This window comes from Streptomyces sp. NPDC048270 (assembly GCF_040652335.1).
GTDB lineage: Bacteria > Actinomycetota > Actinomycetes > Streptomycetales > Streptomycetaceae > Streptomyces.
In genome coordinates this window covers 182,736-197,511 of the sequence record NZ_JBEZLV010000002.1, presented here as the reverse complement: position 1 = coordinate 197,511, position 14,776 = coordinate 182,736, and the positions used below count along the sequence as shown (strand labels likewise).

Genomic DNA, 14,776 nt, shown 5'->3' with positions numbered 1-14,776 from the left:
GGCGGGCCGTAGGCTGGCCGGGTGAGCGAGCAGACCGGACACACAGTTCCCGACGACGAACGCCCCGAGGCCCGTCTCGAGCGGGCCGTTCGGGCCGCCGAGCAGGCGCTGATCGAGTTCGAGATCGCGGTGGAGACCTTCCGGGTCGAGGTGGAGAACTTCTCCCGCCTGCACCACCAGAAGCTCGGCCCGATGTACACGCGGCTCGACGAGCTCGAGGCGCTGATCGCCGAGGCGAAGGCGGCGCGCACCGGGGACCAGGACGACCTGCGGCGGGCCAAGGAGGCCCGGGCGCTGGTCATGCCGATGCCCGGGGTGGAGGAGCTGTTCCACGACTGGCTGGACTCGGACGGCATCTCCGACGACGCGGGCGCGATGCTCACCGAGCGGCCCGTGCGGCCGCCGGAGCGGGTGCGGCCCTCGGAGGAGGTGCGCCGCCTCTACCGCGAGCTGGTCCGCAAGGCCCACCCGGACCTCGCCCAGGACGAGGCCGAGCGGGAGCGCCGCGACGCCTTCATCGCGCGGGTGAACGCCGCGTACGGGCGGGGTGAGGAGCAGCTGCTGCGCGAGCTGGCCGAGGAGTGGGCGGCGGGTCCGGAGCCGGAGCGTGCGGAGCCGGAGGAGAGCGGGGAGCTGTACGCCCGGCTGGAGTGGCTGGCGCGCCGCAAGGAGCTGCTGTCGCTGGTGGCCAAGGAGCTGGAGGACAGTGCCATCGGGTCGATGCTGAGGATGGCTCCCGACGACCCGGACCGGCTGCTGGAGGAGATCGCGGAGCAGCTGCTGGCGCAGGTCGCCGAGCGCGAGGCGGAACTGGCGGCGGAGCGCGCCGCGGGCTGAGGCGGGGCCGGATCGCCGCCCGGCCGGCCGGGGGCGTCGGATAGGTTGGAAGTCGGATCTGTGATGAGAGAAGGCGACGCATGAACTTCGGACCGCTTCCCTCGGTGGACGCCGCCGCGGTGCCCTCCGAAGGCTTTGTCCTGGACGTCCGCGAGGACGACGAATGGGCGGCCGGCCACGTCGAGGGTGCTCTGCACATCCCGATGAGCGATTTCGTGGCCCGCTTCGGTGAGCTGACGGAGGCCGTCGAGGACGGCCGCCGGGTGCACGTGATGTGCCGGGTCGGCGGGCGCTCCGCGCAGGTGACCCAGTACCTGGTGCGCCAGGGCGTCGACGCCGTGAACATCGACGGCGGCATGCAGGCGTGGGACGGGGCCGGGCGCCCGATGGTGACGGACAACGGGAACCCGGCCTTCGTGCTGTAGCCGTTGCGGCCGTTCCTCCCCGTCAGGCCAGGGGATGGGCGGCCAACAGGTCGCCGAGGGCCTCCTCGTGCGCGGCGGCGGGGCCGAGCTGGAGCTCCAGCTGCTTGGCCCACGCGTGGTACCGGTGCAGCGGGTAGTCGGTGTCGGCGCCGAAGCCTCCGTGCAGGTGCTGGGCGGTCTGCACGACCCGGCGCACGCCTTCCGACGCCCAGATCTTTGCTACTGCGACGTCTCCCGAGCTCGGCAGCGGGCCGCCCGCGCCGCCGGTCGCGGCGTCCAGGCGCCAGGCGGCCTGCCAGAGGGTGACCTCCATGGCGCGCAGGTCGATGTAGCGGTCGGCGGCCTGGACGGCGACGGCCTGGAAGGTGGCCACCGGGAAGCCGAACTGCTCGCGCTTGCTCGTGTACTGGCTGGTCATGGCGAGGACGCCCTCGCCGAGGCCGAGGGCGAGGGCGCAGGTCCCGGTGGCCAGGAGCTGGCGCAGCCGCTCCCAGGCGACCGGGTCGCCGATCAGGTGGGTCGGGGCCACGCGTACGCCGTCCAGGGCGAGTTCGGCGAGGCGCTCCCCGTTGGTGGATACCTGCTCGGCGAGGGCGAGGCCCTCGGCGGGGCGCGGGACGAACGCGAGGACGGCCTCGCCCTCGCCGGTGTGCGCCGGTACGGCGATCCAGTCGGCGCTCTGCGCCCAGGGGACGGCCGTCTGCGTGCCGTCCAGGATCCAGGCCTCCCCGTCGCGGCGGGCGGTGACGGCGAGTTCGGCCGGGTCGTGGCCGGAGCGGCCGTGGGCGGCGGCGGTCAGCACGATCCGGCCGCTGCCGGCGCCGGGCAGCAGGGCGGCGGCCAGTTCGGGGCTGCCGTGGGCCTGTACGGCCATGGCGGTGGCGCAGTGCTCCAGCAGCGGCACGCGGGCCAGCACCTTCGCGGCCTCGCGCAGCACCAGGCACAGGGCGATGGTGTCGAGGCCGGCCCCGCCGTGCTCCTCGGCGAGGACCAGGCTCAGCAGGTCGGATCCGGCGAGCCTGGCCCACAGCGGGCGGTCGAAGTCGTCGGCGACGGCCCCGGGGGTGAGCGCGGGGCTGGGCACCCCGTCGGGCGCGACGTCCGCGAAGACGGCTCTGGCCGCCTCGACGGCCGCCTGCTGCTCCTCGGTGAAGGTGAAGTCCACTGCCGGTCCTCCCGTTCTGGTCTGACGGTGCGTCAAGATAGAACAGGTTCTGGAAAATGGACAGGGGCCGGGGCCGGGCCGCGGCCGTCCCCGGGGCTACCGGTCGAAGTCGATCTCCACTTCCTCCGTCACCGGGTGCGACTGGCAGGCGAGCACGAATCCGGCGTCGGTCTCCTCGGCCTCCAGGGCGAAGTTGCGGTCCATCCGGACCTCGCCCGCCACCACGAACGCCCGGCAGGTGCCGCACACCCCGCCCTTGCAGGCGTACGGGGCGTCCGCGCGGTTGCGGAGCACCGCGTCCAGCAGCGACTCCCCGTCCCGGACGGGCCAGGTGCCCGAACGTCCGTCGAGGCGCGCCGTGACGCGGCTGTCGGAGGGGGCGGCGGCGGTGGCGGCGGGGGCCGGCGCCGAGGTGTCCTCGACGTGGAAGATCTCCTCGTGCACCCGGGTCCGGGCGACGCCGAGCGCGGCCAGGGTCCGCTCCGCGCCCTGCACCAGGCCGTACGGCCCGCACAGGAACCAGCCCGTCACATCGGCCACCGGCAGCAGCGCGGGCAGCAGGACGGCCAGCCGCTCCCCGTCCAGGCGCCCGGAGGGCAGCCCGGCCTCCTGCTCCTCCCGGGACAGCACCGTGACCAGCTGGAACCGGGACGGATAGCGGTCCTTGAGGTCGGCGACCTCCTCGAGGAACATTGTGGAAGCCGCCGTGCGGTCGCTGCGCACGAGGCAGAACCGGGCGTCGGGGCGGGCGGCCAGCAGGCTCGCGGCGATCGAGAGCACCGGGGTGATCCCGCTGCCGCCGACGATCGCCGCGTAGTGCCCGGCGGCCGGGGCCGCGGCCGGGTCCAGGACGAACCGGCCGGCAGGGACCATCACGTCCAGCACGTCCCCGGCGGCGATCTCCTTGTGCGCGAAGGTGGAGAACTCCCCGCCCTCCACCAGCCGCACGCCGACCCGCAGCTGCGCCGGGCCCGGGCCGTCGGCCGCGGGCGCCGGGGAGCAGATCGAGTAGGTGCGCCGGACCTCCGTGCCCTCGGGGGCGCTGCGGCGCAGGGTCAGGTGCTGGCCGGGGGCGTGCCGGTAGTCCTCGCGCAGCTCCTGCGGGACCCGCAGGGTCAGTGCCACCGAGTCGTCGGTGAGCCGGTCGACCGCAGCCACCGTCAGCGGGTGGAACGCGCCGTGGCGGGGTGCGGCCATCTACAGCTCCTTGAAGTGGTCGAACGGTTCGCGGCAGGCGGTGCAGCGGCGCAGCGCCTTGCAGGCGGTGGAGGAGAACCGGCTGAGCAGCTCGGTGTCGGTGGACCCGCAGTTCGGGCAGCGGACCGACAGGGTCAGCGGGACCGGCCCGCCGGCCGCGTGCGGGCGGGGCGGGGCGATGCCGAACTCGGCCAGCTTGCGGCGGCCTTCGGCGCTGATGTCGTCGGTGGACCAGGCGGGGGCCAGCACGGTGGTCACCCGGACCTCCGGTATCCCGTGGCCGGTCAGGACCCGCTCGATGTCGGCGGACATGGCCTCGATGGCCGGGCAGCCGGTGTAGGTGGGGGTGAGGGTGACCTCGGCGCGGCCTTCCGCGTCCACCCGCACCCCGCGCACCACGCCGAGCTCGCCCAGGGTGAGCACGGGCAGTTCGGGATCCGGGACGGAGCCGGCCAGCTCGGCCAGTTCCGCCTCCAGGCGGGTGGTCCCGGTGCGGGCGGTCACCATGACGCCCCCGGGTGGCTGCGGTGCAGGTGCTGCATCTCGGCGAGCAGCCGGCCGAAGGGCTCGGTGTGCAGGCCCTGGCGGCCGGCTCCGGCCGCCCAGGCGCCGGTGCGCGGCCCCGCGGGCAGGGAGAGCCCGGCCCGCTCCAGGACGCCGGTCACCTCGGCCAGCCAACGCCCTTCGAGGGCGGCCCAGTCCAGGCCTTCGAGGCCGTCCACCGGCTGGAACATCTCGCCGGTGTACTTCCACAGGGCGTCCAGGCCGGCGCGCATGCGCGCCCGGCTCTCCTCGGTGCCGTCGCCGAGCCGCAGGGTCCACTGCTCGGCGTGGTCGCGGTGGTAGGCGGTCTCCTTGACGGCCTTGGCCGCCAGCGGCGCGAACGGGCCCTCCCCGCGGGCCAGTTCCCCGTACAGCTCGTGCTGGTAGAAGGAGAAGAAGAGCTGGCGGGCGATGGTGTGGGCGAAGTCGCCGCCCGGCTGCTCGACCAGCTGGAGGTTGCGGAAGGAACGTTCCTCGCGCAGGAAGGCCAGCTCGTCCTCGTCGCCGGCCATGGTCAGCAGGAGGCGGGCCTGGCCGAGCAGGTCGAGGGCGATGTTGGCGAGCGCGACCTCCTCCTCCAGCACGGGGGCGTGGCCCGCCCATTCGCCGAGGCGGTGGGAGAGGATCAGGGCGTCGTCACCCAGGGCGAGGGCCACCGCGGTGGTGGTGGTGTCCGTGCCGGTCACAGGTGGCTCACTCCCTCCGGGATGTCGTAGAAGGTGGGGTGCCGGTAGGGCTTGTCGGCGGACGGGGCGAAGAAGGGGTCGCGCTCGTCGGGCGAGGAGGCGGTGATCTCGGTGGAGGGCACCACCCAGATCGAGATGCCCTCGCCGCGCCGGGTGTAGAGGTCGCGGGCGTTGCGCAGGGCCATCTCCGCGTCGGGGGCGTGCAGGCTTCCCGCGTGCGTGTGCGAGAGGCCGCGCCGCGAGCGCACGAACACCTCCCACAGGGGCCAATTGCGCGTCATACCCGTGCCTCCTCGTTCTGTGCGGCGTGCGCCGCCTGCTTCTCCGCATACGCCGCGGCCGCGTCGCGCACCCAGGCGCCTTCCTCGTGGGCCCTGCGCCGCTGGCTCAGGCGCTGTTCGTTGCACGGCCCGTTGCCCTTGAGCACGTTCCAGAACTCCGCCCAGTCGATGGCGCCGAAGTCGTGGTGGCCGCGCTCCTCGTTCCACTTCAGGTCCGGGTCGGGCAGCGTCAGGCCGAGGGCCTCGGCCTGCGGGACGGCGATGTCCACGAACCGCTGGCGCAGCTCGTCGTTCGAGTGCCGCTTGATCCGCCAGGCCATCGACTGCGCCGAGTGCGCCGACTCGTCGTCCGGCGGGCCGAACATCATCAGCGAGGGCCACCACCACCGGTCGACCGCGTCCTGGGCCATGGCGTGCTGTGCCTCGGTGCCCTTCGACAGGGCCATGAGGAGCTCGAACCCCTGGCGCTGGTGGAAGGACTCCTCCTTGCAGATCCGGACCATGGCGCGGGCGTAGGGGCCGTAGGAGCAGCGGCAGATCGGCACCTGGTTGGTGATCGCCGCGCCGTCCACGAGCCAGCCGATGGCGCCGACGTCCGCCCAGGTCAGGGTGGGGTAGTTGAAGATCGAGGAGTATTTCTGCTTCCCCGAGTGGAGCTTGTCGAGCAGCTCGTCGCGGCTGGTTCCCAGGGTCTCGGCGGCGCTGTAGAGGTACAGCCCGTGGCCGGCCTCGTCCTGCACCTTGGCCATCAGGATCGCCTTGCGGCGCAGCGAGGGCGCCCGCGTGATCCAGTTCGCCTCGGGCTGCATGCCGATGATCTCGGAGTGGGCGTGCTGAGCCATCTGGCGGACGAGGGAGGCGCGGTACTCCTCGGGCATCCAGTCGCGCGGCTCCACGCGCTCCTCCGCCGCGACCGCCGCGTCGAAGGCCGCCGCGAGCTGTGCGTCGAGGTCAGCAGCCATGCCTGTGCCGTCCGTCCCGTCTGTCCCGAGGGCCGTCTCCGGCCCCGTCTCCGGGGTCACTGCCACCATCCCGGTCCCCTGTCCGCGTGTGTCGGCGAGCCGTCTGCCCGCCCGACCGACCGATCGTTCGGTTCATCCTCTTCAATGGTGGGTCGGCGGCCCGTAGGGTGTCAACCTCTGAGGTCAACCCTGTGGATGCCGGACGATCGGGGCGGGATGGATGCGAACGAGCGGGAGCCCGCCGCGGCGACCCCGCCGCCACCCCCGCGGGCGCCCGGGATCGCCGGTCTGTCCACCCCGTACCGGGCGCTCGCCGCCCTCGCCCTCGGGGCGGTCGGCGTGGCCGCCTGCACGCATCTCGCGTTCGTCTTCCTGCACGTCGCCCCGTCCAACACGGTCAGCAAGCAGCACGCGCGGACGGTCGACGCGTGGATCTATCCCGAGTTCGAACAGAACTGGAAGCTCTTCGCGCCGAACCCGCTCCAGCAGAACATCGCGGTGGAGGTGCGCGCGCAGGTGCGGACGGCCGCCGGCGAGCTGGTCACCACGGACTGGCGGAACCTGAGCGCCGAGGACGGCGCGGCCATCCGCCGCAGCCTGCTGCCGAGCCACACCGAGCAGAACGAGCTCCGCCGGGCCTGGGACTTCTTCACCGGCTCCCACGACGAGGAGAACAAGCCGAACGGCGAGCGCGGCGAGCTGTCCGAGCAGTACCTGCGGCGGATCGCGGTGGACCGGCTCACCCCGGACCACCCCGGCGGGGACATCCTGCGGGTCCAGCTGCGCTCGGCGACGACGGCCGTGGCCGCGCCGGAGTGGAGCGACGAGACGACCGACACCGAGACCTACTACCGGGAGCTGCCGTGGTGGACGGTGTGAGAACCGCTCTGGCGGCCGCTCTGGCCAAGGTCACCGGGCAGGCGCTGGGCCCGTACCAGAGCGCCGTGGTCCGCATCGGCTTCGCCGGGACCTGGCTCTTCTTCCTGCTGCGCGAGTTCCCGCACCGCCACGAGCTGTACGGGCCGGACGGGCCGTGGAGCTGGACGCTGGCGGAGCGGCTGATCGCCTCGAACGGGGCCTTCTCCGTCCTGATGTGGTCGGACTCGGCGGTGTGGTTCGAGATCGTCTACGCGCTCGCCGTGCTGGCGAGCGTGGGGCTGCTGCTGGGCTGGCGGACCCGGGCCGCGTCCGTGCTGTTCATGGTCGGGGTGCTCTCCCTGCAGAACCGCAGCGTGTTCATGGGCGACGGCGGGGACAACGTCATCCACCTGATGGCGCTGTACCTGGTGCTGACCCGGTGCGCGCGGGTGTGGTCCCTGGACGCCCGGCGGGCCCGGCTGCGGGGGTCGGCCTCCGCGGGGGCCGCCGGGCCGGTGCTGTGGGGCGTACTGGGCGCGGTGTTCGCCTACGGGGTGGTGGCCGGGCGGTTCAGCGCCGGCTGGCTGGCGGCCTTCGCGGCGGTGTGGGTGGCCTGCGGCCTGTGGTGGCTCGTGGACCGGCACGACGCGCAGGGCGAGGGCCGGGCCACGCTGGACGTGCTGGCCAACGTGCTGCACAACGCCGGGATGCTGGTGATCATGGCGGAGGTCTGCCTGATCTACGCGACGGCGGGCTGGTACAAGGTCCAGGGATCGCGGTGGCAGGACGGGACCGCGCTGTACTACCCGCTCGGGCTGGACTACTTCACCCCGTGGCCGGGGCTGTCCGCACTGCTGGCGGGCAGCGGGACGCTGGTGATGCTGCTGTCGTACGGGACGGTGGCGGTGCAGGTGGCGTTCCCGTTCACGGTGTTCAACCGGCGGATCAAGAACGTGCTGCTGGCCGTGATGATGCTGGAGCACGCGGGGATCGCGGTGCTGCTGGGGCTGCCGTTCTTCTCGCTGGCGATGATCGCCGCCGACGCGGTGTTCCTGCCGACGGTGTTCCTGGTGTGGCTGGGAGCCAGGGTCGCGGCGCTGCGGCCCGGCCGTCGCGAGCGGTCCCCGGCGCTGGCCTCCGCGGAGCCGAGCCCGGCCCTCCCCCGCTGATCCGGACCCCGGCGGCGGTGCGCTTAGGGTCGGGGTATGCGTGACGAGTGGAGTTCCGAAGAGGTCCTGCGGCAGTGGCGGGAAGGCGTCGGGCAGGGGCTGGTCCTGCTGGACGGGTTCCACGCGCTGAAGCACGCGCTGCGGTTCGGGGCCGAGGTGCGGATCGTCCTCGCCGAGGACCCCGCGGCCGTACGGGCGCTGGCCGCCGAGCTCGCTCCGGACGTCGAGCCCGACGTGGCCCGGCTGGCGCGGCCGGCGCGGCTGGCGGGGCTGCTGCCCCGAGTGCACCCCACCGGCGTCGCCGCCCTGGCGGTACGCCCCGGCCGGGCGGCGGGCCTCGCGGCCCTCGGGAGCCTGCCGCGCCCCGCGCCCGTCGTCGTGCTCGACAACCCCCGCAACCTCGGCAACGTCGGAGCCGTCGTCCGCCTCGCAGCGGGCTTCGGCGCCACCGGCGTGGTCACCCGGGGCGACCTCGACCCCTGGCATCCGAACGTGGTCCGGGCCGGGGCCGGGCTGCACTACGCCACCACCGTCGAGCGGATCACGCTCGAGACCCTGCCGCCCGGGCCGCTGTACGCGCTCGACCCGGAGGGTGAGGACATCCGTGCCCTCACCCTCCCGGACGACGCGCTGCTCGCCTTCGGCTCGGAGCGCCACGGCATCTCACCCGAGCTGCGGGATCGGGCCGACCACCTGGTGTCCCTGCCGATGCGCCCGCAGGTCTCCAGCTACAACCTGGCGACCAGCGTGGCCATGGCCCTCTTCCACTGGGGAGGGCCGGCGGCCGGCCAGGAGGGCCCGGCCTGACCGGCAGGGGACCGGCCTAGGCCTGGCGGCGGACCTCCACCACGCGGAAGCGGTTGGAGACGAAGGCCCCGTCGCACAGCGCGGCGTTGGCCGCCGGGTTGCCGCCCGAGCCGTGGAAGTCGGAGAACGCCGAGGTCTGGTTGACGTACACCCCGCCGGTCAGGTTCAGCGAGAGCTGCGCGGACTCCTCCAGGCAGACCTCCTCGATGGCCCGCTCGGTGTCGGCGGAGGTCGTGTACGCGCCCACCGTCATGGCGCCCTTCTCGCGGACGGTGCGGCGCAGCAGCTCCAGCGCGTCCGCCGTGGAGTCCACGGCCACCGCGAAGGAGACCGGGCCGAAGCACTCCGAGAGGTAGGCCGCGTCCGGGTCCGGCTTGGACGCGTCCAGCTTGACCATCACCGGGGTGCGGACCACCGCGTCCGGGAACTCGGGGTTGACGACCTCGCGGGAGGCCAGCGCGACCTCGCCCAGCGCGGCCGCCGCCTCCAGCCGCGCCTTGACGTCCGGGTTGACCAGGGCGCCGAGCAGGGCGTTGGCCCGTGCGTCGTCGCCCAGCAGGCCGCCGACCGAGGCCGCGAGGTCGGCGACGACCTCGTCGTACGTCTTGTGCCCGGCATCCGTCGCGATGCCGTCGCGCGGGATCAGCAGGTTCTGCGGGGTGGTGCACATCTGGCCGCTGTAGAGGGAGAGGGAGAACGCGAGGTTCGCCAGCATGCCCTTGTAGTCGTCGGTGGAGTCCACGACCACCGTGTTGACGCCGGCCTTCTCCGTGTAGACCTGCGCCTGGCGGGCGTTGGCCTCGAGCCAGTCGCCGAACTCCGTGGAGCCGGTGTAGTCGATCAGCTTGATCTCGGGGCGCAGCGCCAGGGTCTTGGCGATGCCCTCGCCCGGACGCTCCACGGCCAGCGCGACCAGGTTCGGGTCGAAGCCGGCCTCGGCGAGGACCTCGCGGGCCACCTGGACCGTGAGCGCCAGCGGGAGGACGGCCCGCGGGTGCGGCTTGACCAGCACCGCGTTGCCGGTGGCCAGGGAGGCGAACAGGCCCGGGTAGCCGTTCCAGGTGGGGAAGGTGTTGCAGCCGATCATCAGGGAGATGCCGCGGGGCACCGCCGTGAAGGTCTTGCCGAGGTCCAGCGGGTCGCGCTTGCCCTGCGGCTTCGACCAGTCGGCCTGCCCCGGGACCCGCGTCTGCTCCTCGTACGCGTAGGCCACGGCCTCCAGGCCGCGGTCCTGCGCGTGCGGTCCGCCCGCCTGGAACGCCATCATGAAGGCCTGGCCGCTGGTGTGCATGACCGCGTGGGCGAACTCGTGCGTCCGGGCTCCGATCCGGGCCAGGATCTCGACGCAGACCAGGGCGCGCGCCTCGGGGCCCGCGTCGCGCCAGGCGGCCATGCCCGCCTTCATCGCGGGCAGCAGCACGTCCGGGTCCACATGGGGGTACTCGACGCCGAGCTCCGGGCCGTACGGGGACACCTCGGCGCCGGTCCAGCCGTCGGTGCCGGGCTGGCCCAGGTCCAGCCGGGTGCCGCGGACGGCCTCGAAGGCGGCGAGCCCGTCGGCCGGGGCGGTTTCGCCGTAGGCCTTGGGGTGCTCGGGATGCGGGGACCAGTAGGCGCGGCTGCGGATAGCCGACAGGGCCTGGTCCAGGGTGGGCCGGTGCTTGGCGGACAGCTGGGGGACGGTGAGCTCGGCGGCCATCAGGGACCAACTCCTCGTTGAGCCGGGCGAAGGAGAGCAGACTGGAGTTAGAGTAACCGAACGATCGGTCGGGACAAGAGGGCCCGGCGGACCTGTGGACAAGTCGGTGCGGGAGGATCAGGGCATGACAGCAATCGAACGGTCCCGCACTGTGGCGGTCGTCGGCGCGGGCACCATGGGCCAGGGCATCGCCCAGGTCGCCCTTCTCGCAGGTCACCGCGTGCTGATCTACGACATCGACGCCGCCCTCGCCGCGGACGGCGCGGGCATGGTGCAGGACCGCGTCGAGCGGATGGCCGCCAAGGGCCGCCTCGACCGCGCCGAGGCCGAGGACGCGATCGGCCGGATCGCTCCGGCGGGCGCGCTCGCGGACCTCGCCGGGGCCGCCCTCGTCATCGAGGCGGTGGTCGAGAACGTCACCGTCAAGCAGGCGCTCTTCGCCGCACTCGAAGAGGTGGTCGCGCCGGACGCGCTGCTGGCCACCAACACCTCCTCACTCTCCGTCACCGAGCTCGCCGCCGGCCTCGCGCACCCCGGCCGCTTCGTCGGCCTGCACTTCTTCAATCCGGCCCCGCTGCTCCCCCTCGTCGAGGTGATCAGCGGTTTCGCGACCGAGCCGGCCGCCGCCGAGCGCGCGTACCGCACCGTCCTCGGCTGGGGGAAGACGCCGGTCCGCTGCGCCGACACCCCCGGCTTCATCGTCAACCGGATCGCCCGCCCCTTCTACGCCGAGGCCTTCTCGGTCCACGAGGAGCAGGGCGCCGACCCGGCCACCATCGACGCCGTGCTCCGCGAGAGCGGCGGCTTCAAGATGGGCCCGTTCCAGCTGACCGACCTGATCGGCCAGGACGTCAACGAGGCCGTGACCCGCTCGGTGTGGGAGTCCTTCTTCCGCAGCCCCAAGTTCACCCCCTCCCTCGCGCAGCGCCGGCTGGTCCAGTCGGGCCGCCTCGGCCGCAAGTCGGGGCACGGCTGGTTCCCGTACGGCCCGGACGCCGTGCTGCCCCAGCCGCACACCGCCGCTCCCGAGGAGGCCCCGGACAAGGTCACGGTGGTCGGCGACCTCGGGCCGGCGGCCGAGCTGGCCGACCTGCTGGAGGAGGCCGGGATCGCGGTCACCGCCACCGAGCACGGGGGCCCGTACATCCAGCTGCCGGGCGAGGGCCAGCTGGTGCTCGCGGACGGGAAGACCTCCGTCGAGTTCGCCGACGTCGTCTACTTCGACCTCGCCCTCGACTACCGGGGAGCCACCCGGATCGCGCTCTCCGCCAGCGAGGACACCAGCGAGCGGACCCTCGCCGAGGCGGTCGGCCTGTTCCAGAAGCTGGGCAAGAAGGTCTCCGTCATCGGCGACGTCCCCGGCATGATCGTCGCCCGGACGGTCGCGATGCTGATCGACCTCACGGCCGACGCCGTCGCCCGCGGCGCGGCCACCGCCGAGGACATCGACACGGCGATGCGCCTCGGCGTCAACTACCCGCTGGGTCCCTCTGAATGGCACGAGCGGCTGGGCCGGGACTGGGCCTACGACCTGCTGCACCACCTCGACGAGCGCTGTCCCGGAGGCCGGTACGCGCCCTCGCTGGCGCTGTTCCGGCTGGGCTACGCCGCAGGGGAAGACGAAGACGAGACGGGGGAGAGCGCATGACCACGGCGAAGCGGGACACCTACACCCCCGAGACACTGCTGTCGGTCGCCGTGCAGGTCTTCAACGAGCGAGGCTACGACGGCACCTCGATGGAGCACCTCTCCAAGGCCGCCGGCATCTCGAAGTCCTCGATCTACCACCACGTGACGGGCAAGGAGGAGCTGCTGCGCCGGGCCGTCAGCCGCGCCCTCGACGGGCTCTTCGCCGTCCTGGAGGAGCCCGGCGCGGTCCGGGGGCGGGCGGTCGAGCGCGTCGAGTACGTCACGCGCCGCACGGTGGAGGTGCTCGTCGGCGAGCTGCCGTACGTGACCCTGCTGCTGCGCGTGCGCGGCAACACCCGGACCGAGCGCTGGGCCCTGGAGCGCCGCCGCGAGTTCGACCACCAGGTCGCGGACCTCCTCAAGGCGGCGGCCGCCGACGGGGACCTGCGGGCGGACGTGGACATCCGGCTCGCCACGCGCCTGCTCTTCGGGATGGTGAACTCCCTGGTCGAGTGGTACCGCCCGCATCCGGGCACGGGGCCGGACCAACTCGCCGACGCGGTGGTGCACATGGCCCTCGACGGCCTGCGGACGGTCCGCTGACCCGCGGGTTCCACCCCCTGCGGGACGCCGGCGGGCGGTTCTGTACCCTGAGCGGGATTTCGGCCTTGAGCGCGTTCAAAACCGCGCGCCCAGGCCATCGCACCGAACGAAAATGGGGGAACCGGTGCGCAGTCGCCGTCTCGTGATCTCATCCGCCGCCATCGTCGCGGCCGCCATCGGTCTGCTGCCGGGCACGGCCCAGGCCGCGGATCCGGCAGCGCCGGACGTCCGCCGGGTCGCCAAGCCGTCCGACCCGAAGCAGGCCGCGGCGTCCCGCTTCCAGACCTTCACCAGCGGCGCCGACAAGTCCGTCCGGAGGGAGGCCTCCGCGGCCGCCCGGGCGGCGGGCGCCGCCGTCGGGAACCCGGGCCTGAAGGTCGCCCTGGGCGCCACCAACACCGGCGCGCACTCGCTCCAGCTGGACGCGGACATCACCAGTGCCGACGCCCCGCTCGAAGTGAGCGTCTCCTGGGGCGACGGGAGCGAGGTGGAGCTGCTCGCCGCCTCCGGCTCCACCATGCTGATGCCGACGCACACCTACGCGGAGGTCGGCGAGTACAAGATCAAGGTCGGCGTGAACGACGTCGCCAACAAGGTGTACGTCGAGAACGAGCTCACGGTCGTGACATCGGGCTCCGAGTTCACGCCGTACGAGCCCACGCGTCTGCTGGACACCCGCGAGGGGTTCCGTGCTCCGAAGGCCAAGGTCGCCCCGTACACCGCCGCGCGGGTGAAGGTCGGCGGCTACGGCACGATCCCGGCCGACGTGCAGGCCGTCGTCCTCAACGTCACCGTCACCAACACCACCAGCGCCGGGCACATCACGGCCTATGACGCGGGCAACCGGCGGCCGAACTCGTCGAACGTGAACTTCGAGGCGGGTGAGACCGTCCCGAACCTGGTCGTCGTACCGGTCGGCGAGGACGGCTCCGTCGAGCTGTACAACGGCGGCTGGGAGTCGGTCGACCTGATCGCCGACATCACCGGCTACTTCACGCAGAGGGCGGCCAGCGGCTACACCCCCGTGGCGCCGGTCCGCTTCGTCGACACCCGCGAGGGCCTCGGCACGGCCAAGGGCCAGGTCGCCGGACAGACCAGCTTCGGTACGCGGATCAGCGGACTGCGCGGGGTGCCCCAGGGGGTCAAGGCCGTGGCGCTCAACGTGACGGTGACCGGCCCGAAGGAGGCCGGCCACCTGATCGTCCACCCGAGCGGCGGGCGGATCCCGCTCGCGTCCAGCGTGAACTTCACCGCGGGGCAGACCGTCGCCAACGCGGTGATCGTGCCGGTCGGCCCCGACGGGAGCATCAGCATCCGCAACAACGCCTGGGCCGGAACCGACGTCGTGGTGGACGTCGTCGGCTACTACAGCCCCGAGAGCAAGGGCGCTTTCATGGCGCTCTCGCCGATGCGCTGGCTCGACACGCGCGACCCCGAGGGCACCATCAGCGAGATCAGCGGGGCGATCGCCGGCCGGGACTACCTCCCCGTCCCGTTCTTCTCCGACGACGCCGAGACCGCGTACGTGCTGAACACCACCGTCACCAACACGGGCGGCGCGGGCTTCCTCTCGGTCGCCCCGGACCCGAACTCGGCCGAGCAGTACGAGAAGGGCACCGCGGTCACGCCGGCCCGGCCCGGCGCCTCGACCCTCAACTGGACGAAGGGCAAGACCGTCCCGAACCTGGTCCAGGCGAGCGCGGGCCTGCACGGCATCGTCGACTTCTGGAACCAGGGGTGGGAGAAGGCCGACCTCGTGGTCGACATCTCCGGCTACTACGAGGAGCCGGTGCTCAAGCCGTAGGCGACGCGCACAGCGCCCCGGGACCGGCCGAGATCCGTCCCGGGGCGCTGTGCGCTTTCGGGACGGACTGGCTTGGGGGGCAGGCGCCCTGACCTGCCATCAGGCGGCTCT

15 protein-coding genes are annotated in these 14,776 nt (G+C 73.1%); 8 read left to right on the top strand and 7 right to left on the bottom strand.

Annotated features, from left to right (window positions below; translation table 11 throughout):
* Positions 1-21: 21 nt before the first annotated feature.
* Positions 22-837: a J domain-containing protein gene (locus AB0D66_RS02340; RefSeq protein WP_362295374.1), complete on the top strand. Its 816-nt coding sequence runs from the start codon at positions 22-24 to the stop codon at positions 835-837.
* An 80-nt stretch (positions 838-917) separates the two neighbouring features.
* A complete protein-coding gene (locus tag AB0D66_RS02335; protein WP_030153119.1) occupies positions 918-1,262 on the top strand; it encodes a rhodanese-like domain-containing protein in 345 nt (114 codons plus the stop codon).
* Positions 1,263-1,284: 22 nt separating this feature from the next.
* Here AB0D66_RS02335 and AB0D66_RS02330 read toward each other — a convergent pair whose 3' ends face one another.
* The 6 genes from AB0D66_RS02330 to paaA form a co-directional block, all read right to left on the bottom strand.
* Positions 1,285-2,427: an acyl-CoA dehydrogenase family protein gene (locus AB0D66_RS02330; protein WP_362295371.1), complete on the bottom strand. Its 1,143-nt coding sequence runs from the start codon at positions 2,425-2,427 to the stop codon at positions 1,285-1,287.
* A gap of 96 nt (positions 2,428-2,523) precedes the next feature.
* Complete coding sequence (gene paaE / locus AB0D66_RS02325; protein WP_362295367.1) at positions 2,524-3,624, bottom strand: 1,2-phenylacetyl-CoA epoxidase subunit PaaE; 1,101 nt, start codon at positions 3,622-3,624, stop codon at positions 2,524-2,526.
* Complete coding sequence (gene paaD / locus AB0D66_RS02320; protein ID WP_362295364.1) at positions 3,625-4,131, bottom strand: 1,2-phenylacetyl-CoA epoxidase subunit PaaD; 507 nt, start codon at positions 4,129-4,131, stop codon at positions 3,625-3,627. It abuts the gene before it with no gap.
* Positions 4,125-4,853, bottom strand: coding sequence for a 1,2-phenylacetyl-CoA epoxidase subunit PaaC (gene paaC, locus AB0D66_RS02315; RefSeq protein WP_362295361.1), 729 nt, complete (start codon positions 4,851-4,853; stop codon positions 4,125-4,127). The genes paaD and paaC overlap by 7 nt, the downstream gene beginning before the upstream one ends.
* Positions 4,850-5,134, bottom strand: a complete 285-nt coding sequence (paaB, locus tag AB0D66_RS02310; RefSeq protein WP_362295358.1) for a 1,2-phenylacetyl-CoA epoxidase subunit PaaB — start codon at positions 5,132-5,134, stop codon at positions 4,850-4,852. Before paaB ends, paaC begins: the two co-directional genes overlap by 4 nt.
* Positions 5,131-6,096 (bottom strand): 1,2-phenylacetyl-CoA epoxidase subunit PaaA, encoded by a 966-nt coding sequence (gene paaA / locus AB0D66_RS02305; RefSeq protein WP_362295355.1) that lies wholly within the window; start codon positions 6,094-6,096, stop codon positions 5,131-5,133. The genes paaB and paaA overlap by 4 nt, the downstream gene beginning before the upstream one ends.
* Before the next feature lie 216 nt (positions 6,097-6,312).
* On the opposite strand from paaA, the gene AB0D66_RS02300 reads away from it, so the two are divergent.
* The 3 genes from AB0D66_RS02300 to AB0D66_RS02290 are packed head-to-tail and all read left to right on the top strand — an operon-like array spanning position 6,313 to position 8,930.
* Positions 6,313-6,975, top strand: coding sequence for a DUF5819 family protein (locus AB0D66_RS02300; protein ID WP_362295352.1), 663 nt, complete (start codon positions 6,313-6,315; stop codon positions 6,973-6,975).
* Positions 6,972-8,123 (top strand): HTTM domain-containing protein, encoded by a 1,152-nt coding sequence (locus AB0D66_RS02295; RefSeq protein WP_362295846.1) that lies wholly within the window; start codon positions 6,972-6,974, stop codon positions 8,121-8,123. Before AB0D66_RS02300 ends, AB0D66_RS02295 begins: the two co-directional genes overlap by 4 nt.
* Before the next feature lie 36 nt (positions 8,124-8,159).
* Positions 8,160-8,930 carry a TrmH family RNA methyltransferase gene (locus AB0D66_RS02290; protein WP_362295349.1) on the top strand — a complete coding sequence of 257 codons (771 nt, stop codon included), beginning with the start codon at positions 8,160-8,162 and terminating at the stop codon, positions 8,928-8,930.
* A gap of 16 nt (positions 8,931-8,946) precedes the next feature.
* Here AB0D66_RS02290 and paaN read toward each other — a convergent pair whose 3' ends face one another.
* Positions 8,947-10,629, bottom strand: coding sequence for a phenylacetic acid degradation protein PaaN (gene paaN / locus AB0D66_RS02285; protein WP_362295346.1), 1,683 nt, complete (start codon positions 10,627-10,629; stop codon positions 8,947-8,949).
* Positions 10,630-10,753: 124 nt separating this feature from the next.
* Between paaN and AB0D66_RS02280 the strand changes: the two genes are divergently transcribed.
* The 3 genes from AB0D66_RS02280 to AB0D66_RS02270 all read left to right on the top strand — a co-directional run bounded on the left by AB0D66_RS02280 (position 10,754) and on the right by AB0D66_RS02270 (position 14,665).
* Positions 10,754-12,277 (top strand): 3-hydroxyacyl-CoA dehydrogenase, encoded by a 1,524-nt coding sequence (locus tag AB0D66_RS02280; RefSeq protein ID WP_362295343.1) that lies wholly within the window; start codon positions 10,754-10,756, stop codon positions 12,275-12,277.
* Entirely contained in the window at positions 12,274-12,861 is a 588-nt protein-coding gene (locus tag AB0D66_RS02275; RefSeq protein WP_362295340.1) for a TetR/AcrR family transcriptional regulator, read from the top strand. The genes AB0D66_RS02280 and AB0D66_RS02275 overlap by 4 nt, the downstream gene beginning before the upstream one ends.
* Positions 12,862-13,003: 142 nt before the next feature.
* Entirely contained in the window at positions 13,004-14,665 is a 1,662-nt protein-coding gene (locus AB0D66_RS02270; protein WP_362295338.1) for a hypothetical protein, read from the top strand.
* Positions 14,666-14,776: the final 111 nt, after the last annotated feature.

Excerpts from the sequence above, each read along its gene's own strand:
- paaA (WP_362295355.1), bottom strand. The coding sequence starts at position 6,096 with ATGGCTGCTGACCTCGACGCACAGCTCGCGGCGGCCTTCGACGCGGCG.
- paaN (WP_362295346.1), bottom strand. The coding sequence starts at position 10,629 with ATGGCCGCCGAGCTCACCGTCCCCCAGCTGTCCGCCAAGCACCGGCCC.
- paaB (WP_362295358.1), bottom strand. The coding sequence starts at position 5,134 with ATGACGCGCAATTGGCCCCTGTGGGAGGTGTTCGTGCGCTCGCGGCGC.
- paaD (WP_362295364.1), bottom strand. The coding sequence starts at position 4,131 with ATGGTGACCGCCCGCACCGGGACCACCCGCCTGGAGGCGGAACTGGCC.
- AB0D66_RS02275 (WP_362295340.1), top strand. The coding sequence starts at position 12,274 with ATGACCACGGCGAAGCGGGACACCTACACCCCCGAGACACTGCTGTCG.
- AB0D66_RS02335 (WP_030153119.1), top strand. The coding sequence starts at position 918 with ATGAACTTCGGACCGCTTCCCTCGGTGGACGCCGCCGCGGTGCCCTCC.
- AB0D66_RS02300 (WP_362295352.1), top strand. The coding sequence starts at position 6,313 with ATGGATGCGAACGAGCGGGAGCCCGCCGCGGCGACCCCGCCGCCACCC.
- paaE (WP_362295367.1), bottom strand. The coding sequence starts at position 3,624 with ATGGCCGCACCCCGCCACGGCGCGTTCCACCCGCTGACGGTGGCTGCG.
- AB0D66_RS02280 (WP_362295343.1), top strand. The coding sequence starts at position 10,754 with ATGACAGCAATCGAACGGTCCCGCACTGTGGCGGTCGTCGGCGCGGGC.
- AB0D66_RS02290 (WP_362295349.1), top strand. The coding sequence starts at position 8,160 with ATGCGTGACGAGTGGAGTTCCGAAGAGGTCCTGCGGCAGTGGCGGGAA.